Here is a 21,491-nt window from a genome sequence, read left to right as displayed (position 1 = left end):
TTGCCTTACATCACCGCACCAAGCTGCCAGGGTACGAACTCGTTGTCGCCCAGGCCGTTGAGTTCGCTCTTGGTGTGGTCGCCCGACGCTGTGGCCAGCATCAGTTGAAACAGCGCCTGGCCGGCCTGTGCAATGCTGAGGCGGCCATCGACGATGCCGCCGCAGTCGTAATCCATATCCAGCTCCATGTGCCGGAAAAGCGTGCTGTTGGTGGCCAGCTTCAAGGAGGGCACCGGCTTGCAGCCATAGGTGGACCCGCGGCCCGTTGTGAAGCAGATCAGGTTGGCGCCACCTGCAACTTGGCCCGTGGCTGAGACAGGGTCGTAGCCGGGTGTGTCCATGAAGACGAGGCCGTGCGCCTGCACAGGCTGGGCGTATTCATACACGGCCATCAGCCCGCTGCTGCCGCCCTTGGCGACCGCGCCGAGCGATTTTTCCAGAATGGTCGTGACGCCGCCGGCCTTGTTGCCGGGCGAAGGGTTGTTGTTCATGTCGGCACCCAGCGTGCTGGTGTAGTGCTCCCACCAGGCCAACCGTTTCATCAACGCATCGGCCACGGCAGGCGTTGCGGCGCGTGCAGTCAACAGATGTTCTGCGCCGTAGATCTCGGGCGTTTCAGATAGCACTGCGGTGCCTCCGTGTCGCACAAGCAAATCCACCGCGGCGCCCAGCGCAGGGTTGGCGCTGATGCCGGAATAGCCGTCCGACCCGCCGCATTGCAGGCCTACCGTCAAGTGGCTTGCCGGGACGGTGCTGCGTTGCACCTGGTTCGCGATCGGCAGCATGTCGCGCAGCATGGCCAAGCCGGCAGCAATCGCCTCACGCGTGCCGCCTTCTTCCTGGATCGTCAGCGAGGCAAACAAGACTGGCGTCCGTGCCCCCAGCATCTGCACGAGCGGTGCCACCTGATTGACCTCGCAACCCAGGCCAACGATCAGCACGCCGGCAAAGTTGGGGTGGTCGGCGTAGCCGCGCAGCGTGCGCTGCAGCAGTTCCAGCCCCTCGCCGTTACCGGCCATGCCGCAGCCGCTGCCGTGCGTGATGGCGACAACGCCATCCACGTTGGGGAACGCGGCCACCTCTGCTTGCGCCGCCTGCACGATATGCCGGCACACGGTGGCAGAGCAGTTGACGCTGGCGATGACGCCGATGAAGTTGCGCGTGCCGACGCGGCCATCTGCCCGCACGTACCCTTCGAACGTGGCGGGCGTGTCGACCGGCACGGTGGCGCGATACGCGTGGCCCACAGTGTGCTCGGCGGCGGAGTTTGCCATGCCGACGTTGTGTACGTGCACGTGCTCACCCACGCGGATGGGCGCTGTGGCCACGCCGATGACCTGCCCATACTTGTGCACCGGCTGCCCCACTGCGATGTCGCGCAACGCGACCTTGTGGCCGGCGGGAATGGCATCGCGCGTGGTCACCGCAGCGTCAAGTGCCGCGCCGGGCGCCAGCGCAACACGCGCGACGGCTACGTCGTCGTCGGGGGCAAGAAGAATGATGGATGAGTCGGACATGGTGCTTCGCAGGTTCAATTCGGATTGGCCAGCGCGGCGTTCAGGCGCGGCTGGGCGAGGTGCAAGCCCAATTGCCGCGTCAGCGCGACGATGGGCGCCAGGCGCCGCTGCTTCTTCTGCGCGTGGTTCTGCGCGATGTCGGCGAGGCGGTGGGCAAGGTAAGGGTTCAACAGCCGTTCTCGCAGCAAGACGAGATAGGCCTCGGCGGCCTCGCGCTTGTGCAGGGCGGCGAATACAGGAACGATCTCGTCGCGCCACAGGGCTTCCAGCTCCGGCCGCAGGCGCGGGTCTTCCATGGCCTGCACGACGGTCAGATCGGCGGGATGCGCATCTTCGCGCCAACGCTCGGCCAGAAAGGTGTGGCCCGCGTTGAGCAGAAAGAGCTTGAGCCGCTCGTGATGATCCAGCTCATCCGTCAGCACGATGGCCGGATGCGTGCATGGCAGCACCAGCCCGGGCCGGCGCTCGATGGCCCACAGCGCGTACGGTTCTGCCACGGCGCCCACGGGGTGCAATGCCTCGGAGACGATGCGGTCTACGAGCGAATTCGCCCAGATGCAATGCGTGCGCAGCCAATCGACGAACGCGGCGGGCAGTGCCCATTGCTGTGCCAGCGTGCAGACCGTCTCGCAGAGCGTGTCGCCGTTGCGCTCGATCAGTTCGCACGGAAACAGCGACAGCGGTGCCTGCGGCTGCCGCAGCCAGCGGCCGAGCAGCAGCGCCACCAGTTTGGCGGGGAAGCTGTGTGGCACGCGCGATGGCTGCTTGATCAAGCTGGCATCATCGCGCGGGTCGAGCTGGTAGCCCTGGTCGGCCGTGTTGGAAATCACCACCTGCACGTCTCTTGCCATGAGCTCGCGCAGCTGTTCCCAGTCGGCCTCGGCCTGAAGGGCGCGTTGCACAGCGCAGCACGTGACGGTCTGATCAATGGGTGCGCCGTCTTGCAAACCGCGAATGCGCACCGGATAACCCTCACCGCCTGCCAGCGCCGCCACACGCGCTGCGCTGGCGGGGTTGGATGTGGTCTGAACGACGGTTATCCCACCCAGCGCTTGCCCCGCATCGAGCGCTTCCGACACGAACAAGTCGACGTGCGCCTGCAGGAAGCGGCTTGTGCCGAACTGGAGGATCGGCTCGGTCATGCGCTCAGCACTCCACGATGGCTTTCACCACGCCAGCGGCGGGGTCGAGCAGTGTCTTGAAGTGCTCGGGCACGTCTGCCAGCGCCATGCGGTGGGTGTTCAGCGCGGCCGGAATCTTGCCCGCGCGCATGGCGTCGAGCACAGTCTCAAAATCTTCCGTGGTGGCGTTGCGGCTGGCGAGCAGCGTGGTCTCGCGTTTGTGGAATTCCGGATCGGAGAACGAGATGTTCGCCGCTACCACAGAGATCAGCACATAGGTGCCGGCATGCGCCACGAAACGCAAGCCGCGCTCCATGGCTTTCGGATTGCCCGTGGCATCGAAGACGACGTCGTAAAACTCGTTGCCTGTAAGCGCGGCGAGTTGTACTTCGTCGGTATCGCCCAGTGCAACGCTGGCATCCACACCAAGTTGCTCCACTGCAAAGGCGAGGCGATCTGCACGGGAGTCCAGCGCCGTGACCACCGCGCCGCGCAGTTTGGCAAAGATCATGGCGGCCATGCCGATAGGGCCAGCGCCTACCACCAGCACGCGCTGCCCGGCTCGCACCTGTGCACGACGCACCGCGTGGGCGCCAATGGCCAGAAATTCCACCATCGCAGCTTGATCCAAACTCACGCCGTCCGCCCTGTGCACGAAGGCTTGCGGCACGCTCAGGTATTCAGTGAACGCCCCGTCGCGATGCACCCCCAGCACCTGGATATTGACGCAGCAGTTTGTCCGGCCCTGGCGGCACGCGACGCAGTGTCCGCATGACAGGTAGGGCATCACGTAGACCACGTCGCCCTTGGCCAGCGTGCTGCCGGCCGGCGCCTGTTCGACGATGCCCGACAGCTCATGCCCCATCACGCGCGGGTAATTGAGGTAAGGCTGATTGCCCGTGAAGATGTGCAGATCGGTCCCGCACACACCAACGCGTTTGACGCGCAGCAGCACCTCGCCCTCTGCAGGGGTGGGGACCGGGCGGTCGAGCGCGAGCAGGGTGCCTGGTGTTTCGCAAACGACCGTCAGCATGATGCGGCTCCGGCAGAAGCGGCGTCGCCAGTCTCCGCGTGACGGAGCCGTTGGAGAAGTTGTGTATGGGCGCGTGGCGATGGCAAACAGTGGGTCACCTTCCGGTCTCCTTGAGTGGATGCGGTGAGGTTTGATTGCGCGCGTGTACTGCACCAAGTTGAAGGAGACAGCCTTCGTCTACAGCAACTGGTCATGCCAAACAGGCCTCACCTATTGGTCAGACCAATTTAACATCTTGCGGGAAATTCCTTGATGGGGGAAACCCTGAGGGCAGGAAATCCCTTGTTTTCAAGGGGTCAAGGCGAGACGGCCCGAAATTTGGTCAGGCCGCATTGGGGCGGGAGCGGCGTGGGTGCCGGGGAAGGACCGCGCGGCCGCGGGGAGCCGCGCATGCGGTGAGGGCCGTTACTGCGCGCTGTCTTGCTGAATGGCGCCCGCAATCCAGCGCTCTTCGGACGCTTTCAAGTGCGCCCGCATGGCGGTTTGCGCCGCGATGGGGTCGCCCGCCTGCAGCGCCTTGAGAATCTCTTCGTGCTCATGCACGGCCGCATGCCAGCTTGATTCGCCCTCCGCATGGTCGCGGATGGCCATGGCCAGCGGGTCATGGCGACTATCGAACAGCTCGGCCACGAATCGGCTGAGGACCGAATTGCCGGCGGTCTCTGCAATCAGCATGTGGAACTGGCGGTCGGCGTCGGTGGGTGACTTCCCCCCCGATGCGAGTTTCTTCATGCGGTCGATGGTGCGCTGGAGCTTGTCGAGCGTGGCTGCCGTCAGGCGCCCCGTGGCGAGCGTGATCACGTCGCCTTCAAGAACGGCCCGGGCCTGCATCAGTTCGGAGGGGCTTTCGCCCAGCGACGGAATGGCCGCACTCTCGCTCGCCGCGCTTGCGTCTTGCACGTACACCCCAGAACCCATGCGGATCTCAACCTGGCCGCCAATCTCCAGGGCGATCAACGCCTCGCGCAACGACGGGCGCGATACGCCCAGCGTCTGCGCCAGTTCGCGCTCGGGAGGCAAGCGTGTGCCCGGTCCGAGCTTTTCCTGTTGGATCAGCGCGAGAATCTGCGCGGCTACAGATTGGTAAAGCCGCTTTGGCTCTGTCTGCTTCATCGTGTGTGTTTTTTGGCGCGCGTGTTGTCGCGCATAGGTGTGTTTCGAGTCTAGCATGGGCACCGCCAGCCGTTGTCTAGACTGGTGTCAGCAACAGTTCAGGGTTTGCACTAGTGGTCAGGCAGGTGTGTTGTAAGTGATATTGGCTTGACCAAAAAATGCTTGGCTTATTCGAATCGATCCGAACTGGACTTACCAGTGCGCCGAGCGGAAGATCAGAGCCTCGCAACACAACGGAGACCACGATGAGCAGTGCTGATGCCGTGCCTACGCACGTAAGCAGCTCCAGATCGTCGATGCCGCAAGAGATTCTCTGCTTGCAGCGCATCGGCAAGCGCTTTCCCGGCGTTGTTGCGCTGGATGGCGTGGATCTGGATCTGCGCGTGGGCGAGGTCCATGCCGTCTGCGGCGAAAACGGTGCCGGCAAATCCACCCTGATGAAGATTATCAGCGGCCAGTACACCGCAGACGATGGCGTCATCTCGTACCGGGGTGAGGCGGTGCGGTTTGCGTCGACATCCGAGGCCCAGGCGGCCGGCATTGCGATCATCCATCAGGAGCTGAATCTCGTGCCGCATCTGTCGGTGGCAGAGAACATCTTCCTGGCACGCGAGCCCAAGCGCGGCCCGTTCATCGATTACCGCAAGCTCAACACCAACGCACGGAGCTATCTGCAGCGGATCGGTCTGGCCGTCGAGCCGACCACGCTGGTCAGCGCGCTATCGATCGCGCAGCAGCAGATGGTGGAGATTGCCAAGGCGCTCTCGCTCAATGCGCGTGTGCTGATCATGGACGAGCCCACATCTTCGCTCACGGAATCCGAAACCGTTCAGCTGTTCCGCATCATCAAGGAGTTGCGCGCCGATGGCGTGGCGATTCTCTACATCTCGCATCGTCTTGACGAGATGGCCGAGATCGTCGATCGCGTGACGGTGCTCCGTGACGGCCGCCATATCGCCACGAGCGATTTCGCTTCCACCAGTGTCAACGAGATCGTCGCGCGAATGGTCGGCCGCTCGCTGGACGATGTGTTCCCCGCACGCAAATCGGTGCCCACCGACGAAGTCTTGTTGCGCGTGAACGCACTGAGCCGCGCGGGTGTCTTCGGGCCGGTGTCGTTCGAGCTGCGCAAGGGCGAGATTCTCGGGTTTGCAGGCTTGATGGGCGCGGGCCGCACGGAGGTGGCGCGCGCCATTTTCGGTGCGGAGCGGCTCGATTCCGGGTCGATCGTGCTGGGCGATACGCCGGTCACGATCCGTTCACCGCGCGAGGCTATCCGCCAAGGCATTGCCTACCTGTCGGAAGACAGAAAAAAGGACGGTCTGGCGCTCTCGATGCCGGTGGCCGTCAACATCACCCTGCCCAACGTGCGCGCGATTTCATCGCATGGCTTCCTGCGCTTTTCCGAAGAGACCGCCGTGGCGCAGCGCTACGTGCGCGAGCTGAACATCCGCACGCCGTCCGTCGGGCAGACCGTGCGCAATCTCTCGGGTGGCAATCAACAGAAGATCGTGATCGGCAAATGGCTGTATCGCGGTTCGCGCATCCTGTTTTTCGATGAACCGACGCGGGGCATCGACGTCGGCGCCAAGTACGCGATTTATGGGCTGATGGACGAACTCGCCGCGGACGGTGTCGGAGTCGTGCTGATCAGCTCGGAGCTGCCGGAACTGCTGGGCATGACAGATCGAATTGCCGTCTTTCACGAAGGCCGCATTACCGCAGTCCTGGAAACACGGAAGACAAACCAGGAAGAAATTCTGCATTACGCATCAGGACGAACACATGCTTGAAATGACATCAGATCAGCCGCAGGCCGTGAAAACGCAGCGCAAGCAACACCATCGGGATTTGATCCAGAAGTTTGCGGCGCTCGGTAGCCTCGTGGCGCTTGTGATTGCGTTTTCCACCACCAGCGCAGCGTTCTTTTCGGTCGGCAACTTCATGACCGTCGCGCTGCAAGTCACGTCGATTGCCTACCTGGGCGTGGCCGCCACGTGCGTGATCATCACCGGCGGCATCGATCTGTCGGTGGGCTCAGTGCTGGCGCTTTCCGGCGTCGTGGCCGCGTTGCTTGTGAAGATGGGTGTACCGGTGCCGATTGGCATGCTGGCCGGCGTGGCCGTCGGTGCCATGTGCGGATGGGTCAACGGTATCTGCATCACGCGGATGGGCCTGCCGCCGTTCATTGCCACGCTGGGCATGATGCTGGTCGCGCGCGGTCTGGCCCTGCAGATCACGGGCGCCCGCCCTGTCTCGGGCCTGGGGGACGCGTTTGGCGAACTCGGCAACGGCGCACTGTTCCGCATCTCGCACATCGGGGCAGACGGCTTTCCGGACACGGTTTTCCCCGGTATTCCTTACCCGGTGGTGATCATGCTTGTGCTGTTCATCGCAGTCTCGGTGCTGCTCTCGCGCACGTCCTTGGGTCGCCACATCTATGCAGTCGGCTCGAACGCCGAGGCGGCGCGCCTGTCCGGCGTGAACGTGCAGGGCGTGAAGCTGTTCACGTATGTGCTGTCGGGCTTGCTGGCCGGCATGACCGGGTGCGTGCTGATGTCTCGCCTGGTGACGGCGCAGCCGAACGAAGGCGTGATGTACGAGCTTGATGCGATTGCCAGTGCCGTGATCGGCGGGACGTCGCTGATGGGCGGTGTCGGAACGGTCTCGGGCACGGCCATTGGCGCGTTCGTGATCGGGGTGTTGCGCAACGGGCTCAACATGAACGGCGTATCGAGTTTTATCCAGCAGATCATCATCGGCGTGGTCATCCTTGGCACCGTCTGGATCGATCAGCTCAGAAACCGCAAGTTGTGAGTCGAGCAGTTCAAACCAAAACCAAGGAGTGAGACATGAAGAAGTTTTCCGTACTGGCGGTGGTTGCAGCAACGTGTGCACTGTTCTCTGCTTATGCGCAGGCGGCAGGCGGTGAAATTGCCGTGATCGTGAAATCGGCAAATTCCAACTACTGGCAGAACGTTCAGAAAGGCGCGACAGCCGCCATGGGCAACGCGAAGGGCTACACGATGACCTTCCAGGGGCCCGCAGCAGAATCGGCCATTGCCGACGAAGTGAACATGGTCGAGAACGCCGTGAACCGGCATGTCGCAGGCATTGTCCTCGCACCGTCGGACCCGGATGCGCTGGTACCGGCGATGAAGAAGGCTTGGGAAGCCCACATTCCGGTGGTGCTGATCGACTCGATGGTGTCCGACTCCGGCAAGCAGTATTACCAGTCGTTCCTGTCGACGGATAACGCGAAGGCGGGGGAGTTGTGCGCGAAGGCGATGATCGAGGCCGTGGGCCAGACTGGCAAGATCGCGATCATGTCTTATGTGCCGGGCGCGGGGTCTGAAATCGGCCGAGTGGGCGGCTTCAAGAAATACATCGAGGCGCACTCGAAGCTGCAGATCGTTGGGCCGTTCTACTCGCAATCGCAAATGGCTACGGCGCTGAACCAGACGACGGATGTGCTGGCCGCCAATCCTGATCTGAAGGGCATTTTCGGTGCGAACGAACCGACGGCGGTCGGGATGGGGCGCGCGCTGCAGCAGTCGGGAAAGAGCGGCAAGGTGGCGGCCATCGGCTTTGACGGCAACCAGGATCTGCAGGGCTTCGTGCGCGACGGCACGATTCGCGCAATTGCCGTCCAAAGCTCGTACCAGATGGGCTACAAGGGCATCGAGACGGTCGTCAGCGTGATCGAGAAGAAGCCCGTGCAGAAGCAGGTCGATACGGGCGTGATGATGGTCAACAAGCAGAACCTGGATTCGCCCGAGGCCAAGAACGTTCTGTACTGACGAATCATCGCAACAAGGGGCGTGGCGGAGCGTCGTTCGCCGCCATGCCGGCTGAATCCCTTTCCTGAACGGCGCAGTGTTTTAACTCCATTGCCGGAATGGGCCACCGCCAACGTGGTCCGCCCCGGAACGCAGACGCAATGAGACTCCAAGGAAAACGCATCCTCGTGACGGCGGCCGGGCAGGGTATTGGCCGGGCCAGCGCGATGATGTTTGCAAGAGAGGGCGCGCAGGTGCTCGCCACCGATATCAACGCAGAGGCGTTGGCCACGCTGGCAGAGACCGCCGGTGTCCGCACCTTGCGCCTGGACGTGACGGACGCCAATGCCGTTGCCGTCCTTGCGCGCGAAGAAGCCGCGTTCGATGCGCTGTTCAACTGCGCGGGCTTCGTGCACCCCGGCAGCATCCTCGAATGTTCGGAAGACGACTGGGCGTTCTCGTGGCAGCTCAACGTGACGTCGATGTACCGCCTGACGCGTGCGCTGTTGCCGAAGATGCTGGACAACGGCGGCGCATCGATCATCAACATGGCCTCCGCCGCATCAAGCGTGAAGGGCGTGCCGAACCGCTTCGTGTATGGCACGACCAAGGCTGCCGTCATTGGCATGACCAAGGCCATTGCCGCCGACTTTGTGGCGCGCGGCATCCGCTGCAACGCCATCTGCCCGGGCACGGTGGAGTCTCCATCGCTCGAGCAGCGCATTGCCGCGCAGGCGCAGGAACAGAGCGTGTCGATTGACACCATCCGTGCGGCCTTCGTTGCGCGCCAGCCGATGGGTCGCGTCGGCACGGCAGACGAGATTGCCGCGCTGGCGACCTACCTGGCTTCGGATGAGTCCCGCTTCACGACCGGTACCTGCTGCGTGATCGACGGCGGCTGGTCCAACTGATTGGTTTGATTGATTGCAGTCCACAAAGACAACACGATGAAACTCCTCCGCTACGGCCCCAAGGGCCAGGAAAAGCCCGGCCTGCTCGATGCGCAAGGGCAAGTGCGCGACCTGTCAGCCGTGATTGACGACATTGGCGGCGCGGCGCTGCTGCCCGAGAGCCTCGCTCACCTGCGCACGCTGGACATCAGCCGACTGCCCATCGTCGATGGCACGCCGCAAGCGGGCCTGCGCTTGGGTGCCTGCGTGGGCAACGTCGGCAAGTTCATCTGCATCGGGCTGAACTATTCCGACCACGCCGCTGAGACGGGTGCCGAAGTGCCGGCCGAGCCGGTCGTCTTCGGCAAATGGACCAGCGCCATCTGCGGCCCCAATGATGATGTGGAAATTCCGCGCGGCTCGGTCAAGACCGATTGGGAGGTCGAGCTTGGTGTGGTGATCGGCAAGGGCGGCCGATACATCAGCGAGGCGGATGCGCTCGCGCACGTGGCGGGCTACTGCGTCATCAACGATGTGTCGGAGCGCGAATACCAGCTCGAGCGCGGCGGCACGTGGGACAAGGGCAAGGGCTGCGACACCTTTGGCCCCATCGGCCCGTGGCTTGTCACCGCAGACGAAGTGCCCAACCCGCAGGCGCTGCATCTGTGGCTGGAGGTGGATGGACATCGCTACCAGAACGGATCGACGTCGACCATGGTGTTTGGCGTGGCGCATCTGGTGAGCTATCTGAGCCGCTTCATGAGCCTGCAACCTGGCGATGTGATTTCCACCGGCACGCCGCCGGGCGTGGGGCTGGGGCAGAAGCCGCCGGTCTATCTGCGCGCCGGCCAGACGATGCGCCTGGGCATCGAGGGTCTGGGCGAGCAGCGCCAGCGCACGGTGAACGCGCAAGGCTGAAGGCACGCATTCCGCAATCCCGAACACGATACTCATGACCATCATCCGATCCCTGCGCGTGCTGGACGTGCGCTTTCCGACTTCCCAGCATCTCGACGGCTCCGACGCGATGAATCCGGACCCGGATTACTCCGCGGCCTACGTGATCCTCGAGACTGACCAGCCGGGCCTGGAAGGCCATGGCCTGACCTTCACCATCGGGCGCGGCAACGAGGTGTGCTGCGCCGCCATCGAGGCGATGTGTCATCTGGTGGAAGGGCTCGACCTCGACTGGATTCGTGAAGACATGGGCCGCTTCTGGCGCCATGTCACGTCGGACAGCCAGTTGCGCTGGATCGGCCCGGACAAGGGCGCCATTCATCTGGCGACGGGCGCCGTCGTGAATGCTGCCTGGGATCTGTGGGCCAAGGCCGAAGGCAAGCCGCTCTGGCGCCTGGTGGCCGATCTCACGCCCGAAGAGTTCGTGCGCTGCATCGACTTCCGCTACATCACGGACGGCATCACGCCCGAAGAAGCGCTTGAACTGCTGCGCAAGCAAGCGCCGGGCAAGGCCGAGCGCATCCGCACGCTGGAGCAGGAAGGCTACCCGTGCTACACCACGTCCGCCGGCTGGCTCGGCTACGACGATGACAAGCTGCGCCGCCTCTGCCGCGAGGCCGTCGACAGCGGTTTCCGCCATATCAAGCTCAAGGTGGGGCGTGATCTGAAGGACGATATTCGCCGGGTCTCGATCGCACGCGAAGTGCTTGGGCCGGACCGCGAGTTGATGATCGATGCCAACCAGGTCTGGGAGGTCAAGGAGGCCATTGACTGGGTGCGCGAACTCGGTTTCGCCAAGCCGTGGTTCATTGAAGAGCCGACCAGCCCGGACGACGTGGAAGGGCACCGCGCGGTGCGCGAAGCGGTTGCCCCCGTCAAGGTGGCGACCGGCGAGATGTGCCAGAACCGCATTCTCTTCAAGCAGTTCATCATGCGCGGCGCCATCGATGTCGTGCAGATCGACGCGTGCCGGCTGGGCGGTGTGAACGAGATCCTGGCCGTGTTGCTGCTGGCCGCCAAGTACGGCTTGCCGGTGTGCCCGCATGCCGGCGGTGTGGGCCTGTGCGAGTACGTGCAGCATCTGTCGATGATCGACTACATCTGCGTGTCAGGGACGCGCGAAGGGCGTGTTGTCGAGTATGTCGACCACCTGCACGAGCACTTTGTCGATCCGTGCGTGGTGCGCAATGCGGCCTATCTTCCGCCGCAGGCACCGGGTTTCTCCATCACGATGAAGCCGGCATCGCTTGAGCAATACCGCTTCCGGGGCTGATGCGATGACGGACCCTGCGCTGCCCGTGCCACGAATAGACGCGCACCAGCATTTCTGGCGCTATCAACCCGGGGCGTATTCATGGATCGGCCCCGGCATGGAAGCCCTGGCCGAAGACCGTCTGCCTGCCGACCTGCTGCCAGAGCTGCGCGCACAACGCCTGGACGCTGCGATTGCCGTGCAGGCGCGCGGTGTGCGGGAGGAGACGGATTTTCTGCTCGGCCTCGCTGCCGAGCACGACTGGATTGTCGGCGTGGTCGGCTGGGAAGACCTGCATGCCGCCGATCTTGAGGCCCGCCTTGAAGCCCGGAGCGGCGAGCACAAGCTGGTTGGCTTCCGGCACACCGTGCAGGACGAGCCGGACGTTGCCGCATTTTTGTCGAACCCGGCATTCGAGCAGGGCGTCGCGTTGCTGCAACTCTGGGGCTACACGTACGACGTGCTGGTGTTCGGTCACCAACTGGAGCCCGCTGTGGATTTCTGCGGCCGGCACGATCGTCACTTGTTGGTGCTGGACCACCTCGGCAAGCCACCGCTTGAAGCGTTCGAGCGTGACGCGCAAGCCCTTGCACGCTGGCGGGCCACACTTGCGCCGCTCAAGGACATGCCGCACGTCTCCTGCAAGCTCTCCGGCCTGCTGACCGAAGCCGACTGGCGAAAGGGCGTGACCGTGCGCGACGTTCAGCACGCGCGCCAATGCCTTGACGTTGCACTCGATGTCTTCGGTCCCAACCGCGTGATGTTTGGGTCGGATTGGCCGGTGTGCCAATTGGCGGCGTCGTACGGCACGGTGTACGACGTGCTGCATGTCTGGGCCGAAGAGCGACTGAGCACCACCGAACGCGCCAATCTCTGGGGTGGTACCGCCGCCCGCTGCTACAACCTGCAACTCAAGGCTTGAACCATGGATTTGCATCTGCAAGACAAAGTCGTAATCGTCACGGGCGGCGCAGCCGGCATTGGCGCAGCCATCTCGCTGCAACTGGCGGCCGAAGGGGCCATTCCCGTCATCTGTGGCAAGAGCCCGATGGCGCCTGCGTTCGAGGCCGAGCTAATGCGTCGCCAGCCGAAGGCACGTTTCTTCCAGTTCGACCTGGAAGATGAGGTCGATTGCCGCGGCATGGTGGACGAAACCGTGCGCGAGTTCGGACATATCGATGGCCTCGTCAACAACGCCGGCATCAACGACAGCGTGGGGTTGGATGCGGGCCGCGACGCCTTCGTGCGCTCGCTTGAGAAGAACCTGATCCATTACTACGTCATGGCACATCTGTGCCTGCCGCACCTGAAAGCGAGCCGAGGGGCCATCGTCAATATCTCGTCGAAAACGGCGTTGACGGGGCAAGGCAATACGAGCGGGTACACCGCCGCGAAGGGTGCACAGCTGTCGCTCACTCGGGAATGGGCGGCATCGCTGGCGCCGGATGGCGTGCGTGTCAATGCGGTCATTCCGGCCGAGGTGCTGACGCCGCTGTATGAACGCTGGATCGCCACGTTCGACAACCCCGACGCCAAGCTCGCCGCGATTACATCGAAGATTCCGCTCGGCCAGCGCATGACCACCGCCGACGAGATTGCCAGTACCACGGTCTTCCTGCTCTCTGCACAGGCCTCGCACACGACGGGCCAGTGGGTGTTTGTCGACGGTGGCTACACGCACCTCGACCGTGCTCTGACCTGAGGTTGCCATGCGCTACTGCCTCGCTCTGGATCTGAAAGACGACGCGGCGCTCATCGCCACGTACGAAGCCCACCATCAACGCATCTGGCCAGAAGTCGCGCGGCACCTGCGCGAGCACGGCGTGACGGGCATGGAGATCTATCGACTGGGCACCCGCATGGTGATGCTCATGGAGACCGACGACGCCATCTACGACGCCGAGCGCATGGCGCTTGCCACCGACACGGACCCGAAGATCCGCGAATGGGAAGCGCTGATGTGGCAGTTTCAGGCGCCCACCCCCTGGACGCCCGCGGGGCAGAAGTGGATGCCGATGAGCCGCATTTTCGATTTGCAGCAGCAACCGCAGTAGAAGCAATTCCGGCCGTGGCCGGCATGACACCAGAGAGAGGAGAAGACAATGAAGAAACGAGTAACTTGGCCGCTGTGCGCGGCAATCGTGTGCGCGGCCGCTGGCGCCGCACATGCACAAACCAACGTCACGCTGTACGGCCGCGTCGCCAGCGGCATCGACTACCAGAACAACGTCGCCCCCACCGCGACCTCGCCGGGTGGCAGCCTCTGGCGCGCCGCCGACAACCAGTGGGGCACGAGCATGTTCGGGTTCATGGGCAAGGAGGATCTGGGCGGTGGCCTGCAGGCGGTCTTCCGGCTCGAATCCGGCTTCGGCGCAGCCCAGGGCAAAACCAACGGCGATGCGCTCTTCAACCGTCGTTCGTACGTCGGCCTGTCCAGCCCGACCTGGGGCACGTTGACGGCCGGCAAGAACCTCTTCATCAGCAACGACGTCTGGTTCCTGGACCCGACGGGCCAACAGTTCATCGGCTCGGCCACGCTGGTGCGCGGGCGCAACTGGCCGGGCGCGAACAACATCGTCGAATATCAAAGCCCCACCTGGGGCGGCTTCCAGATCGGCCTGCAGACCGGCCTGGGCGAACAACCGGGTTCGTTCACGAACAGCCGTCGCGATGGCGTATCCGCTGTCTACACGGCCGGCCCGCTGGAAGTGCGCGCGATCTACGACGTGATCCGCGACGGCAACGGCAAGTTCAGCGACATCTTCAACTTCTCGAAGGAAGCGACGATCGGCGGTACGTACACCATCGGCAAGGCGAAGCTGTTTGCCGCGTATGAAAACCTGTCGGCTCCGGATGCGGCAGCGGGCGCCCCGACCAAGGCCAATCATTACTGGCTGGGCATCAACTACGAAGTCACGCCGGCGCTGACGCTGATCGGCGCGGCCTACCGCGTCAACGTGAACCATGGTGGCGGCAACGCGAACTTGTTCATGGCCGGCGCGAATTACAACCTGTCCAAGCGCACGATGCTGTACGCGAGCGTGGGTACGGTGCAGAACAGCGCCACCGCCAATTTCTCGGTGGAGGCGACCAACAACAATCCGGCGCCGGGTAAGAACCAACTGGGTGCCTACACCGGTATCGTTCACTCGTTCTAACTTCTGACTGAGCGTGACCTCCTGATCGCTCGGCTCCTTGTCAGCCCGCACTTGTGCGGGTTTTTTTTCTTCTCGGAAAGCCACTTTCGCGCCGGGAAATGCTGTGCGGCGAGCACTGATACAGGCGCGTTCTTCGTCACGGCGCACGAACACGATCTGGCAACAGAGCCACGCCGTTGCTAGCTTGGCGGCAGATTGGCCGGCATTTGTGACGCGGTCCGTGCTCGGGCAACCTTTGTGCAACCGGCGTAAGATGCCGACTCGATTTCGACCGCAGCTTGCGACACAAACGCCATGAATCTCCCGCTCTTATTGAATATCGCGACTTTCGTCGTCCTCCTGTTCGCTCTGGGTCGCGTGAACGCGAGCTGGAGCCTGGCCAAGCGTGTGCTGCTGGGCATGGTGCTGGGCATCGTGTTCGGGCTGGCGCTGCACCTGATCTATGGGGAGGACAACGCGACGCTCAAGCAGTCGATCTCCTGGTTCAGCATCGTTGGCGGCGGCTATATCCAGCTGCTGCAAATGATCGTCATGCCGCTCGTGCTGGTCTCGGTGTTGAACTCGGTGGCCAAGCTCAACAGCACGGCGTCGCTGGGCAAGATCAGCGTGCTGACGATCGGCACGCTGCTGCTTACGACGCTGATCTCCGCGCTGGTCGGGGTGTTCGTCACCCACCTGTTTGGGCTGACAGCCGAGGGACTGGTGCAAGGCGCCCAGGAAACCGCGCGGCTGACTGCCATCCAGGACAACTACGTCGGCAAGGTGGCCGACCTGTCGGTGCCGCAGCTGGTGCAGTCCTTCATTCCGAAGAACCCGTTTGCCGAGCTGACCGGTGCCAAGCCGACGTCCATCATCGGCGTGGTGATCTTTGCGGCGTTCCTGGGCGTGGCCGCGTTGAATCTGCTCAAGGATGATGCGGTGAAGGGCGAGCGCGTGCTGACCGCCATTGACACCGCGCAGGCCTGGGTGATGAAGCTCGTGCGGCTCGTCATTCGCCTGACCCCTTACGGCGTGCTGGCGCTGATGACGAACGTAGTGGCCGTGTCCAACGTGCAGGACATCGTCAAGCTAGGCGGTTTCGTGGTCGCGTCTTACCTTGGTCTGGCGATCATGTTCGGCGTGCATGCCGTGCTGCTCACGCTCAACGGCATCAATCCGCTTCGCTTCTTCCGTAAGGTCTGGCCGGCGCTGTCGTTCGCGTTCACGAGCCGGTCGAGTGCGGCCACCATTCCGTTGAGCATCGAGGCGCAGACGCGGCGCATCGGCGTGCCGGAGTCGATCGCCAGCTTCGCCGCATCGTTTGGCACGACCATTGGCCAGAACGGCTGCGCGGGCTTGTATCCCGCCATGCTGGCAGTGATGGTGGCGCCCACCGTGGGCATCAACCCGTTCGATCCTGTGTGGATTGCAACGCTCGTGGCGGTCGTCACCCTCAGTTCGGTGGGCGTGGCGGGTGTGGGCGGCGGCGCCACGTTTGCAGCGTTGATCGTGCTGCCGGCGATGGGCTTGCCGGTGACGCTCGTGGCACTGCTGATCTCCATCGAACCGCTGATCGACATGGGCCGTACCGCGCTCAACGTCAACGGCTCGATGACCGCCGGGACGATCACCAGCCAGTTGCTGGGGCAGACCGATCGCAGTGTCTTCGACGCTGCCGATGACGTGGAGATGGCACACCGCTGATCTGCGCACCGAAATAAAAAATGCCGGCCATGGGGTCGGCATTTTTTTTTGGGGCGAGGCGGCTCAGTCAGGCGTCTGTGCCAGCTCCGTCAGCAGTTCCATGAACGCGCTGGCCAGTTCGCTGGGCGTGGCGGCGCTTCTGCGCAGCAGGCCGACGGGCTCCTTGGTGCCCGACGTGACGATGTCCAGCCGGGCGAGTTGACCATGCATCAGGTCGTCGCCCGCCGCGCGCTCGGGGGTGATCCACACAGCATCGGATCGGCACGCCAGCAACCGTGCGACGGACACCGAGAGCGTTTCCGTCACGCCCGCCGGCAAGCGCAGCCCGTGCGTCTGGAACAGCGCTTCGGTGTGATGGCGCGGCACCGTGCCCGGCGTGGCGATCACCAACGGGTAATCCAGCACCGCCTGCAGCGAGGCGGATGCACCCGGCTGCGTCAGCAGCGGATGCCCAGGGCGCACGACCAGCGCCAGCGGCTCGGCATACAGCAACTCGAACGACAGCCCCTGCATGCGATCCGGCTCGGCCATGCGCCCGACGATGAAATCGAGTTCGCCGGCCTTGAGCGCGGTCAGCAGCTCGACATTGGTGCCGGTACGCAACCGCACGCCGGCATGCGGGCGCTGCGCGTGCAAATGGGCAATTGCCTGGGGCAGCAGGCTGCTGGCCACCGTCGGCAGGGCGCCCACATGTACGACCGGCGCGGAAGCGTCCGTCGATCCCATCAGCGCCGCTGTGGCCGATTCCAGCGCCTGCGTCACGCCGACTGCATGCCGCAGGAATTGCTCGCCGGCAGCGGTGAGCCGTGCGCCTTGGCGGCCACGCTCCACGAGTTGCACGCCGGCCAGCGCTTCCAGTTCGCCCAGCGTTTTCGATACCGCCGGCTGGCTCAAATGCAGCCGCTCGGCGGCACGCCGCAGGTTGCGCTCCTGCGCGATGGCGACAAAGCAGCTCAGATGGCGAAACCGGATGCGGGATGGCAGGTCGGCCGAGAAGACTCTTTCCATAACTTGGGGTTATCGATTTTCCGACGAGAAGTCAATTTACTTCACTTTTTGGCGGCGATACAGTCTTCCCACGATTTCATAAGTTTCATAAGGAGACGCCCCATGACCCTGCCGCTTTCCGGCACCGGCGAATTCGCCCAGCGTGACAACGCGCAGCATCCGCCCGCACTGACCCCCGGCTACAAGACCAGCGTGCTGCGCTCGCCGCGCAACGCGCTCATCTCCACGCTCAACACGCTGTCGGAAACGACCGCACCGGTGTTCCATGCCGACGATCTCGGCGCACTCGACAACGACCTCATCCTCAACTACGCCAAGGAAGGCTTGCCGATCGGCGAGCGCATCATCGTCCACGGCTACGTGCGCGACGAGTTCGGCCGCCCCGTGCCGAACGCGCTGGTGGAGGTGTGGCAGGCCAACGCCGGCGGCCGCTATCGCCACAAGAAAGACCAGTACATCGCGCCGATCGACCCGAACTTTGGCGGCTGCGGCCGCATGCTGACGGACGCCAACGGCTACTACGTCTATCGCACCATCAAGCCGGGCCCGTATCCGTGGCGCAATCGCATCAACGATTGGCGCCCGTCGCACATCCATTACTCGCTCTCCGGCGATGGCTGGGCCCAGCGCCTGATCACGCAGATGTACTTCGAGGGCGACCCGATGATCGCGCAGTGTCCCATCATCAAGACCATCCCGAGCGAAGAGCAGGTGCGAGGCCTGATCGCGCTGCACGACACGGCAAACCACGTGCCGCTCGATAGCCGTTGCTATCGCTTCGACATTACGCTGCGTGGCCGCCGTGCCACGCATTTCGAGAACGCCGTGCCCGCCCTGCAAGGAGCCAAGTGATGACCACGACCACATTGCGTGAATCGCTCGAACGTGCCCAGGCAACGGCCATGACGACAACGCCGCCATTCGCACATTTCAACGAAACCGCTTCGCAGACGGGCGGCCCGTACGTGCACATCGGCCTTGCACCGCGCCAAGCCGGTTTCGACATCTACGACAAGGAATTCGGCAGCGTACTGACCACGCCCGCCACGCGCGGCGAACGCATCGCGCTGGAAGGCCGTGTCTACGATGGCTCGGGCTCGCTCGTGCGCGATGTGCTGATCGAGATCTGGCAAGCCAACGCCGACGGCAAATATGCGCATCCCGCTGACCGGCAGGACAAAGCCGTCGACCCGGCATTCCGTGGCTGGGGCCGCGCCGGCGCGGATTTCGATACGGGCGTCTATCGTTTCGACACCATCAAGCCGGGCGCGGTGGCCGGCCGCAGCGGGTCGACGCAGGCACCGCACATCTGCATGATCCTGTTTGCACGCGGCATCAACCTCGGCCTGCATACCCGCGTCTACTTCAGCGATGAGGCCGCGGCCAACGGTGCGGACCCTGTGCTGAACGGCATCGAGTGGGAAGTGCGCCGCAAGACGCTGATTGCCCAGCGCAGCGAGCGTAACGGCGAGGTGGTCTACACCTTCGACGTGCGCCTGCAAGACACGCCCGATGGCGGCGCCGAGACCGTGTTCTTCGATATCTGATCGCTGCATCACATCTGCAAAAACAACGCCCGGCAGGTTGTCACCGCCGGGCGTTGTTTTTGATGCAGTCAGCAGGACTTTCAGCGAGACGTCATGCGGGCGTCGATAATGGGTAAATCGCCAACCGGCGTTTGACGACCCTGCCGTGACCCAGCTGACCCTTCCCGGATTCGAAGCCACCCCGCAATTGCCCGCGCATCGCCTGTTTCTGGCGGTCAAGCCTGACGTCGAAACTGCAGGGCGCATTGCGCGCCTGATCGAACAATTGCGGCCGGTGGTGGGTTTCAAAGGCAAGGCGCTGCGTACGGAGCGTCTGCATGTCACGCTGCATCATCTGGGCGATTTCGTTCATCTGCCGCCTGAGGATGTCGTAGTGCGTGTGCGCGCAGCGGCGGACAGTCTGGCCTTGCCGGCATTCGATGCCATCTTCAACCAGGTGGTGAGCTTTCATGGCCGGCGCGATCATCGGCCGTTCGTTCTCTTGGGCGATGAAGGTGTAGCCGGTTTGATGGCGTTTCAGGCGGCGCTAGGCGAAGCGCTCCAGCATGCCGCCGTGCCGGTGCCGCGCGGGACATTCAAGCCGCACATCACGCTGCTGTATGACCGCGGAGGCTTTGCGCCGAAGGCGGTCGAGCCCATTACCTGGACGGTGCGCGAGTTCGTTCTCATCCATAGCTGGCTGGGCAAGACGCGCTACGACGAACTTGCCCGCTGGCAGCTCAAGGGCTGAGCACCGTCTTCACGCGCAGCCGTCCGGCCCGCAGACGGGGCCATCAGCTTCGATCTTCGGGGCCTGGGCAGGCGCGCCGATGTGTTGGGTTAGCGCTTGTGCCCAGTGTTCCGGGTTACCAAGCCACGGGCCGATATCGATGATGCCGAGCTGGCCTTCCGCATCTTCCAGCGCAAACGTCGGAAAACCCTGACCGCCAACACGATCGAGCCACTGCCGGCTTTGTGCGATGTGCTTCTGCGTCGGGCCGCCGGTTTGCTGCGCGAATTCCGCATCGAATGCTTCGGGCGATAAGCCGATCTCCGCAGCCAACTCGCGTAATACAGGCACGTCGGCAATGCGTCGGCCTTCTTCGTAATGCGCACGTTGGACGCGGTGGAGCATGTCCAGCCCGCGGCCGCCCAGCGCTTGCGCGGCGAGCACGGCAGTAATGGGCGGCTCCGAATCCATCACCGCCGTGGTGTCGCGCAGCAGGCCTTCAAAGTAGGGCTCGCCAAAGGGCTGGCCAGTCAACTCTGCAATGCGGTGGTCGTGCGGCATCACGTAGTCGCGCCACTGAGGCGTTACCGCGCGGCGGTTCGGGCCGGCGAGCATGCCGCCGCCGTGGCAGGTGATCGACAAGCCCGGCACGTTTCGCGCGGCTTGCACGAGCGGCGCGGCGCCGTAGCACCAGCCGCACAGCGGGTCGTAGATGTAATGCAGCGTCGTCATGTTGTTTTCCAGGTGACCGGCCGATTTACTGCGGCCACTTCATTTCGCCCTTGATGACCTTGGCGCTCAAGTCCAGCGATGCATCGCCGGCCAGCGTCGGATACGCGATCTTCATCGCCTTGACCAGCTCTGCCGAATTGTCGGCCTTGGCGGCCTGTACCTCGAAGGTCTTCAGGTAATCCGCCGTAAAGCGCACCGCCTCCAGCCCTTTGGGCATCGCCCCGGTGAAGTGGCCCGGCACCACCGTCGTCGGCCGGAGCGCCGCGATGCTGTCGAGCGTCTGCAGCCAGCCCAGGCGCGATTCGCGCGTCTGCGTGTCGGCCACCCATACATGATCGCCATTGAAGACCACCACGCCGCCGGCAACGGTTTTGATGGAGGGAATCCACAGATACGTGCGTGCCGGGTTCGGGCCGTTCAGGCCTTTGATCTCGATGGCGCGGCCCTCCAGCGTCAGGCGGTCGGCGTGCAGCGCCACGGGCAGCACGAGCGTCTTGGGCGCATTGTCTTTCAGGATCGGGCCCCAGTAGGCCAGCTTGCCGTTCATCGATGCCTTGATGGCAGCCACCGTCTGCGGCGTGGCCACGATTTTCGCTTTCGGGAATGCCGCGCGGATGACATCCAGTCCGAAGTAATAATCCGGATCGCTATGGCTGATGTAGACGGTGGTGAGCGTCTTGCCGCTGGCCTTGAGTTTCTGCACGAGCGCTTGCGCGTCGCTGCGCTGGAATTGCGCGTCGATCAGGATGGCGTCGTGTGCACCGGTGATGATTTCCGACGACACGGGGAAGATGCCCTTGTCGCCAGGGTTGTAGACCTCAACGTGCAGCGGCGTCGGTGCGGCAGCGTGGGCAATCAGGCTGGTGGTGGCGAGGGCGGCGGCAAGCAGGGTGCGGAGCAGGGGCATCGAGTTCCTCCAGTTGGATGTGGTGAGTGCGATGCCGCTACTGTAGGTTGCTTGATTCGATCAAAAAACCACCTAAGATGCGCAT

General features: G+C 63.7%; 21 protein-coding genes. 14 read left to right on the top strand and 7 right to left on the bottom strand.

The genetic code is table 11. The annotated features are described in order from the left end of the window. Window positions 1–5 precede the first annotated feature (5 nt). The 4 genes from ACEN9T_RS17735 to ACEN9T_RS17720 form a co-directional block, all read right to left on the bottom strand. The gene (locus tag ACEN9T_RS17735; protein WP_413706647.1) at window positions 6–1,517 is read right to left on the bottom strand and encodes a UxaA family hydrolase; all 1,512 of its coding nucleotides are present in this window, start codon (window positions 1,515–1,517) and stop codon (window positions 6–8) included. A gap of 14 nt (window positions 1,518–1,531) precedes the next feature. After that, window positions 1,532–2,659 carry a mannitol dehydrogenase family protein gene (locus ACEN9T_RS17730; protein ID WP_413706646.1) on the bottom strand — a complete coding sequence of 376 codons (1,128 nt, stop codon included), beginning with the start codon at window positions 2,657–2,659 and terminating at the stop codon, window positions 1,532–1,534. A gap of 4 nt (window positions 2,660–2,663) precedes the next feature. Next, window positions 2,664–3,671 (bottom strand): zinc-binding alcohol dehydrogenase family protein, encoded by a 1,008-nt coding sequence (locus ACEN9T_RS17725; RefSeq protein WP_092970492.1) that lies wholly within the window; start codon window positions 3,669–3,671, stop codon window positions 2,664–2,666. A gap of 405 nt (window positions 3,672–4,076) precedes the next feature. Next, window positions 4,077–4,784: a FadR/GntR family transcriptional regulator gene (locus tag ACEN9T_RS17720; protein ID WP_092970749.1), complete on the bottom strand. Its 708-nt coding sequence runs from the start codon at window positions 4,782–4,784 to the stop codon at window positions 4,077–4,079. A 296-nt stretch (window positions 4,785–5,080) separates the two neighbouring features. Between ACEN9T_RS17720 and ACEN9T_RS17715 the strand changes: the two genes are divergently transcribed. The 11 genes from ACEN9T_RS17715 (at window position 5,081) to ACEN9T_RS17665 (ending at window position 16,503) form a co-directional block, all read left to right on the top strand. Continuing rightward, window positions 5,081–6,577 carry a sugar ABC transporter ATP-binding protein gene (locus tag ACEN9T_RS17715; protein WP_413708471.1) on the top strand — a complete coding sequence of 499 codons (1,497 nt, stop codon included), beginning with the start codon at window positions 5,081–5,083 and terminating at the stop codon, window positions 6,575–6,577. Continuing rightward, window positions 6,570–7,601: an ABC transporter permease gene (locus ACEN9T_RS17710; protein ID WP_413706645.1), complete on the top strand. Its 1,032-nt coding sequence runs from the start codon at window positions 6,570–6,572 to the stop codon at window positions 7,599–7,601. Before ACEN9T_RS17715 ends, ACEN9T_RS17710 begins: the two co-directional genes overlap by 8 nt. Window positions 7,602–7,636: 35 nt before the next feature. Further along, window positions 7,637–8,584: an ABC transporter substrate-binding protein gene (locus ACEN9T_RS17705; RefSeq protein ID WP_092970486.1), complete on the top strand. Its 948-nt coding sequence runs from the start codon at window positions 7,637–7,639 to the stop codon at window positions 8,582–8,584. A 140-nt stretch (window positions 8,585–8,724) separates the two neighbouring features. Then, window positions 8,725–9,474, top strand: a complete 750-nt coding sequence (locus ACEN9T_RS17700; protein WP_092970484.1) for an SDR family oxidoreductase — start codon at window positions 8,725–8,727, stop codon at window positions 9,472–9,474. 36 nt (window positions 9,475–9,510) lie between these two features. Next, complete coding sequence (locus tag ACEN9T_RS17695) at window positions 9,511–10,371, top strand: ureidoglycolate lyase (protein WP_413706644.1); 861 nt, start codon at window positions 9,511–9,513, stop codon at window positions 10,369–10,371. 34 nt (window positions 10,372–10,405) lie between these two features. Beyond that, complete coding sequence (locus ACEN9T_RS17690) at window positions 10,406–11,683, top strand: L-fuconate dehydratase (RefSeq protein ID WP_413706643.1); 1,278 nt, start codon at window positions 10,406–10,408, stop codon at window positions 11,681–11,683. A 19-nt stretch (window positions 11,684–11,702) separates the two neighbouring features. After that, window positions 11,703–12,584, top strand: a complete 882-nt coding sequence (locus ACEN9T_RS17685; RefSeq protein ID WP_413708470.1) for an amidohydrolase family protein — start codon at window positions 11,703–11,705, stop codon at window positions 12,582–12,584. Window positions 12,585–12,587: 3 nt separating this feature from the next. Then, a complete protein-coding gene (locus ACEN9T_RS17680; protein WP_253537466.1) occupies window positions 12,588–13,364 on the top strand; it encodes an SDR family oxidoreductase in 777 nt (258 codons plus the stop codon). Window positions 13,365–13,371: 7 nt separating this feature from the next. Then, window positions 13,372–13,716 carry an L-rhamnose mutarotase gene (locus ACEN9T_RS17675; protein ID WP_413706642.1) on the top strand — a complete coding sequence of 115 codons (345 nt, stop codon included), beginning with the start codon at window positions 13,372–13,374 and terminating at the stop codon, window positions 13,714–13,716. Window positions 13,717–13,764: 48 nt separating this feature from the next. After that, a complete protein-coding gene (locus ACEN9T_RS17670; RefSeq protein WP_092970478.1) occupies window positions 13,765–14,820 on the top strand; it encodes a porin in 1,056 nt (351 codons plus the stop codon). A 294-nt stretch (window positions 14,821–15,114) separates the two neighbouring features. After that, window positions 15,115–16,503, top strand: a complete 1,389-nt coding sequence (locus ACEN9T_RS17665) for an L-cystine transporter (protein WP_413706641.1) — start codon at window positions 15,115–15,117, stop codon at window positions 16,501–16,503. 63 nt (window positions 16,504–16,566) lie between these two features. On the opposite strand, the gene pcaQ is transcribed toward ACEN9T_RS17665, so the two are convergent. Next, complete coding sequence (gene pcaQ, locus ACEN9T_RS17660) at window positions 16,567–17,511, bottom strand: pca operon transcription factor PcaQ (RefSeq protein WP_413706640.1); 945 nt, start codon at window positions 17,509–17,511, stop codon at window positions 16,567–16,569. Window positions 17,512–17,613: 102 nt separating this feature from the next. Between pcaQ and pcaH the strand changes: the two genes are divergently transcribed. The 3 genes from pcaH to thpR all read left to right on the top strand — a co-directional run bounded on the left by pcaH (window position 17,614) and on the right by thpR (window position 19,788). Then, window positions 17,614–18,363: a protocatechuate 3,4-dioxygenase subunit beta gene (gene pcaH, locus ACEN9T_RS17655; protein ID WP_413706639.1), complete on the top strand. Its 750-nt coding sequence runs from the start codon at window positions 17,614–17,616 to the stop codon at window positions 18,361–18,363. Beyond that, window positions 18,363–19,058 carry a protocatechuate 3,4-dioxygenase subunit alpha gene (gene pcaG / locus ACEN9T_RS17650; RefSeq protein ID WP_413706638.1) on the top strand — a complete coding sequence of 232 codons (696 nt, stop codon included), beginning with the start codon at window positions 18,363–18,365 and terminating at the stop codon, window positions 19,056–19,058. The genes pcaH and pcaG overlap by 1 nt, the downstream gene beginning before the upstream one ends. A 145-nt stretch (window positions 19,059–19,203) precedes the next feature. Further along, window positions 19,204–19,788 (top strand): RNA 2',3'-cyclic phosphodiesterase, encoded by a 585-nt coding sequence (gene thpR / locus ACEN9T_RS17645; RefSeq protein WP_413706637.1) that lies wholly within the window; start codon window positions 19,204–19,206, stop codon window positions 19,786–19,788. Between the two features lie 9 nt (window positions 19,789–19,797). Here the strand turns inward: thpR and ACEN9T_RS17640 are convergent, their stop codons facing one another. Next, window positions 19,798–20,499, bottom strand: a complete 702-nt coding sequence (locus ACEN9T_RS17640) for a DsbA family protein (protein ID WP_092970467.1) — start codon at window positions 20,497–20,499, stop codon at window positions 19,798–19,800. Between the two features lie 25 nt (window positions 20,500–20,524). Beyond that, window positions 20,525–21,406: an MBL fold metallo-hydrolase gene (locus ACEN9T_RS17635; RefSeq protein WP_413706636.1), complete on the bottom strand. Its 882-nt coding sequence runs from the start codon at window positions 21,404–21,406 to the stop codon at window positions 20,525–20,527. Window positions 21,407–21,491 lie beyond the last annotated feature (85 nt).

The sequence above is a fragment of the Ralstonia sp. Ralssp110 genome, from assembly GCF_047325135.1.
GTDB classification, from domain to species: domain Bacteria; phylum Pseudomonadota; class Gammaproteobacteria; order Burkholderiales; family Burkholderiaceae; genus Ralstonia; species Ralstonia mojiangensis.
Note: the sequence above shows the minus strand (reverse complement) of the source record. Positions and strands in the feature narration are given on the sequence as shown.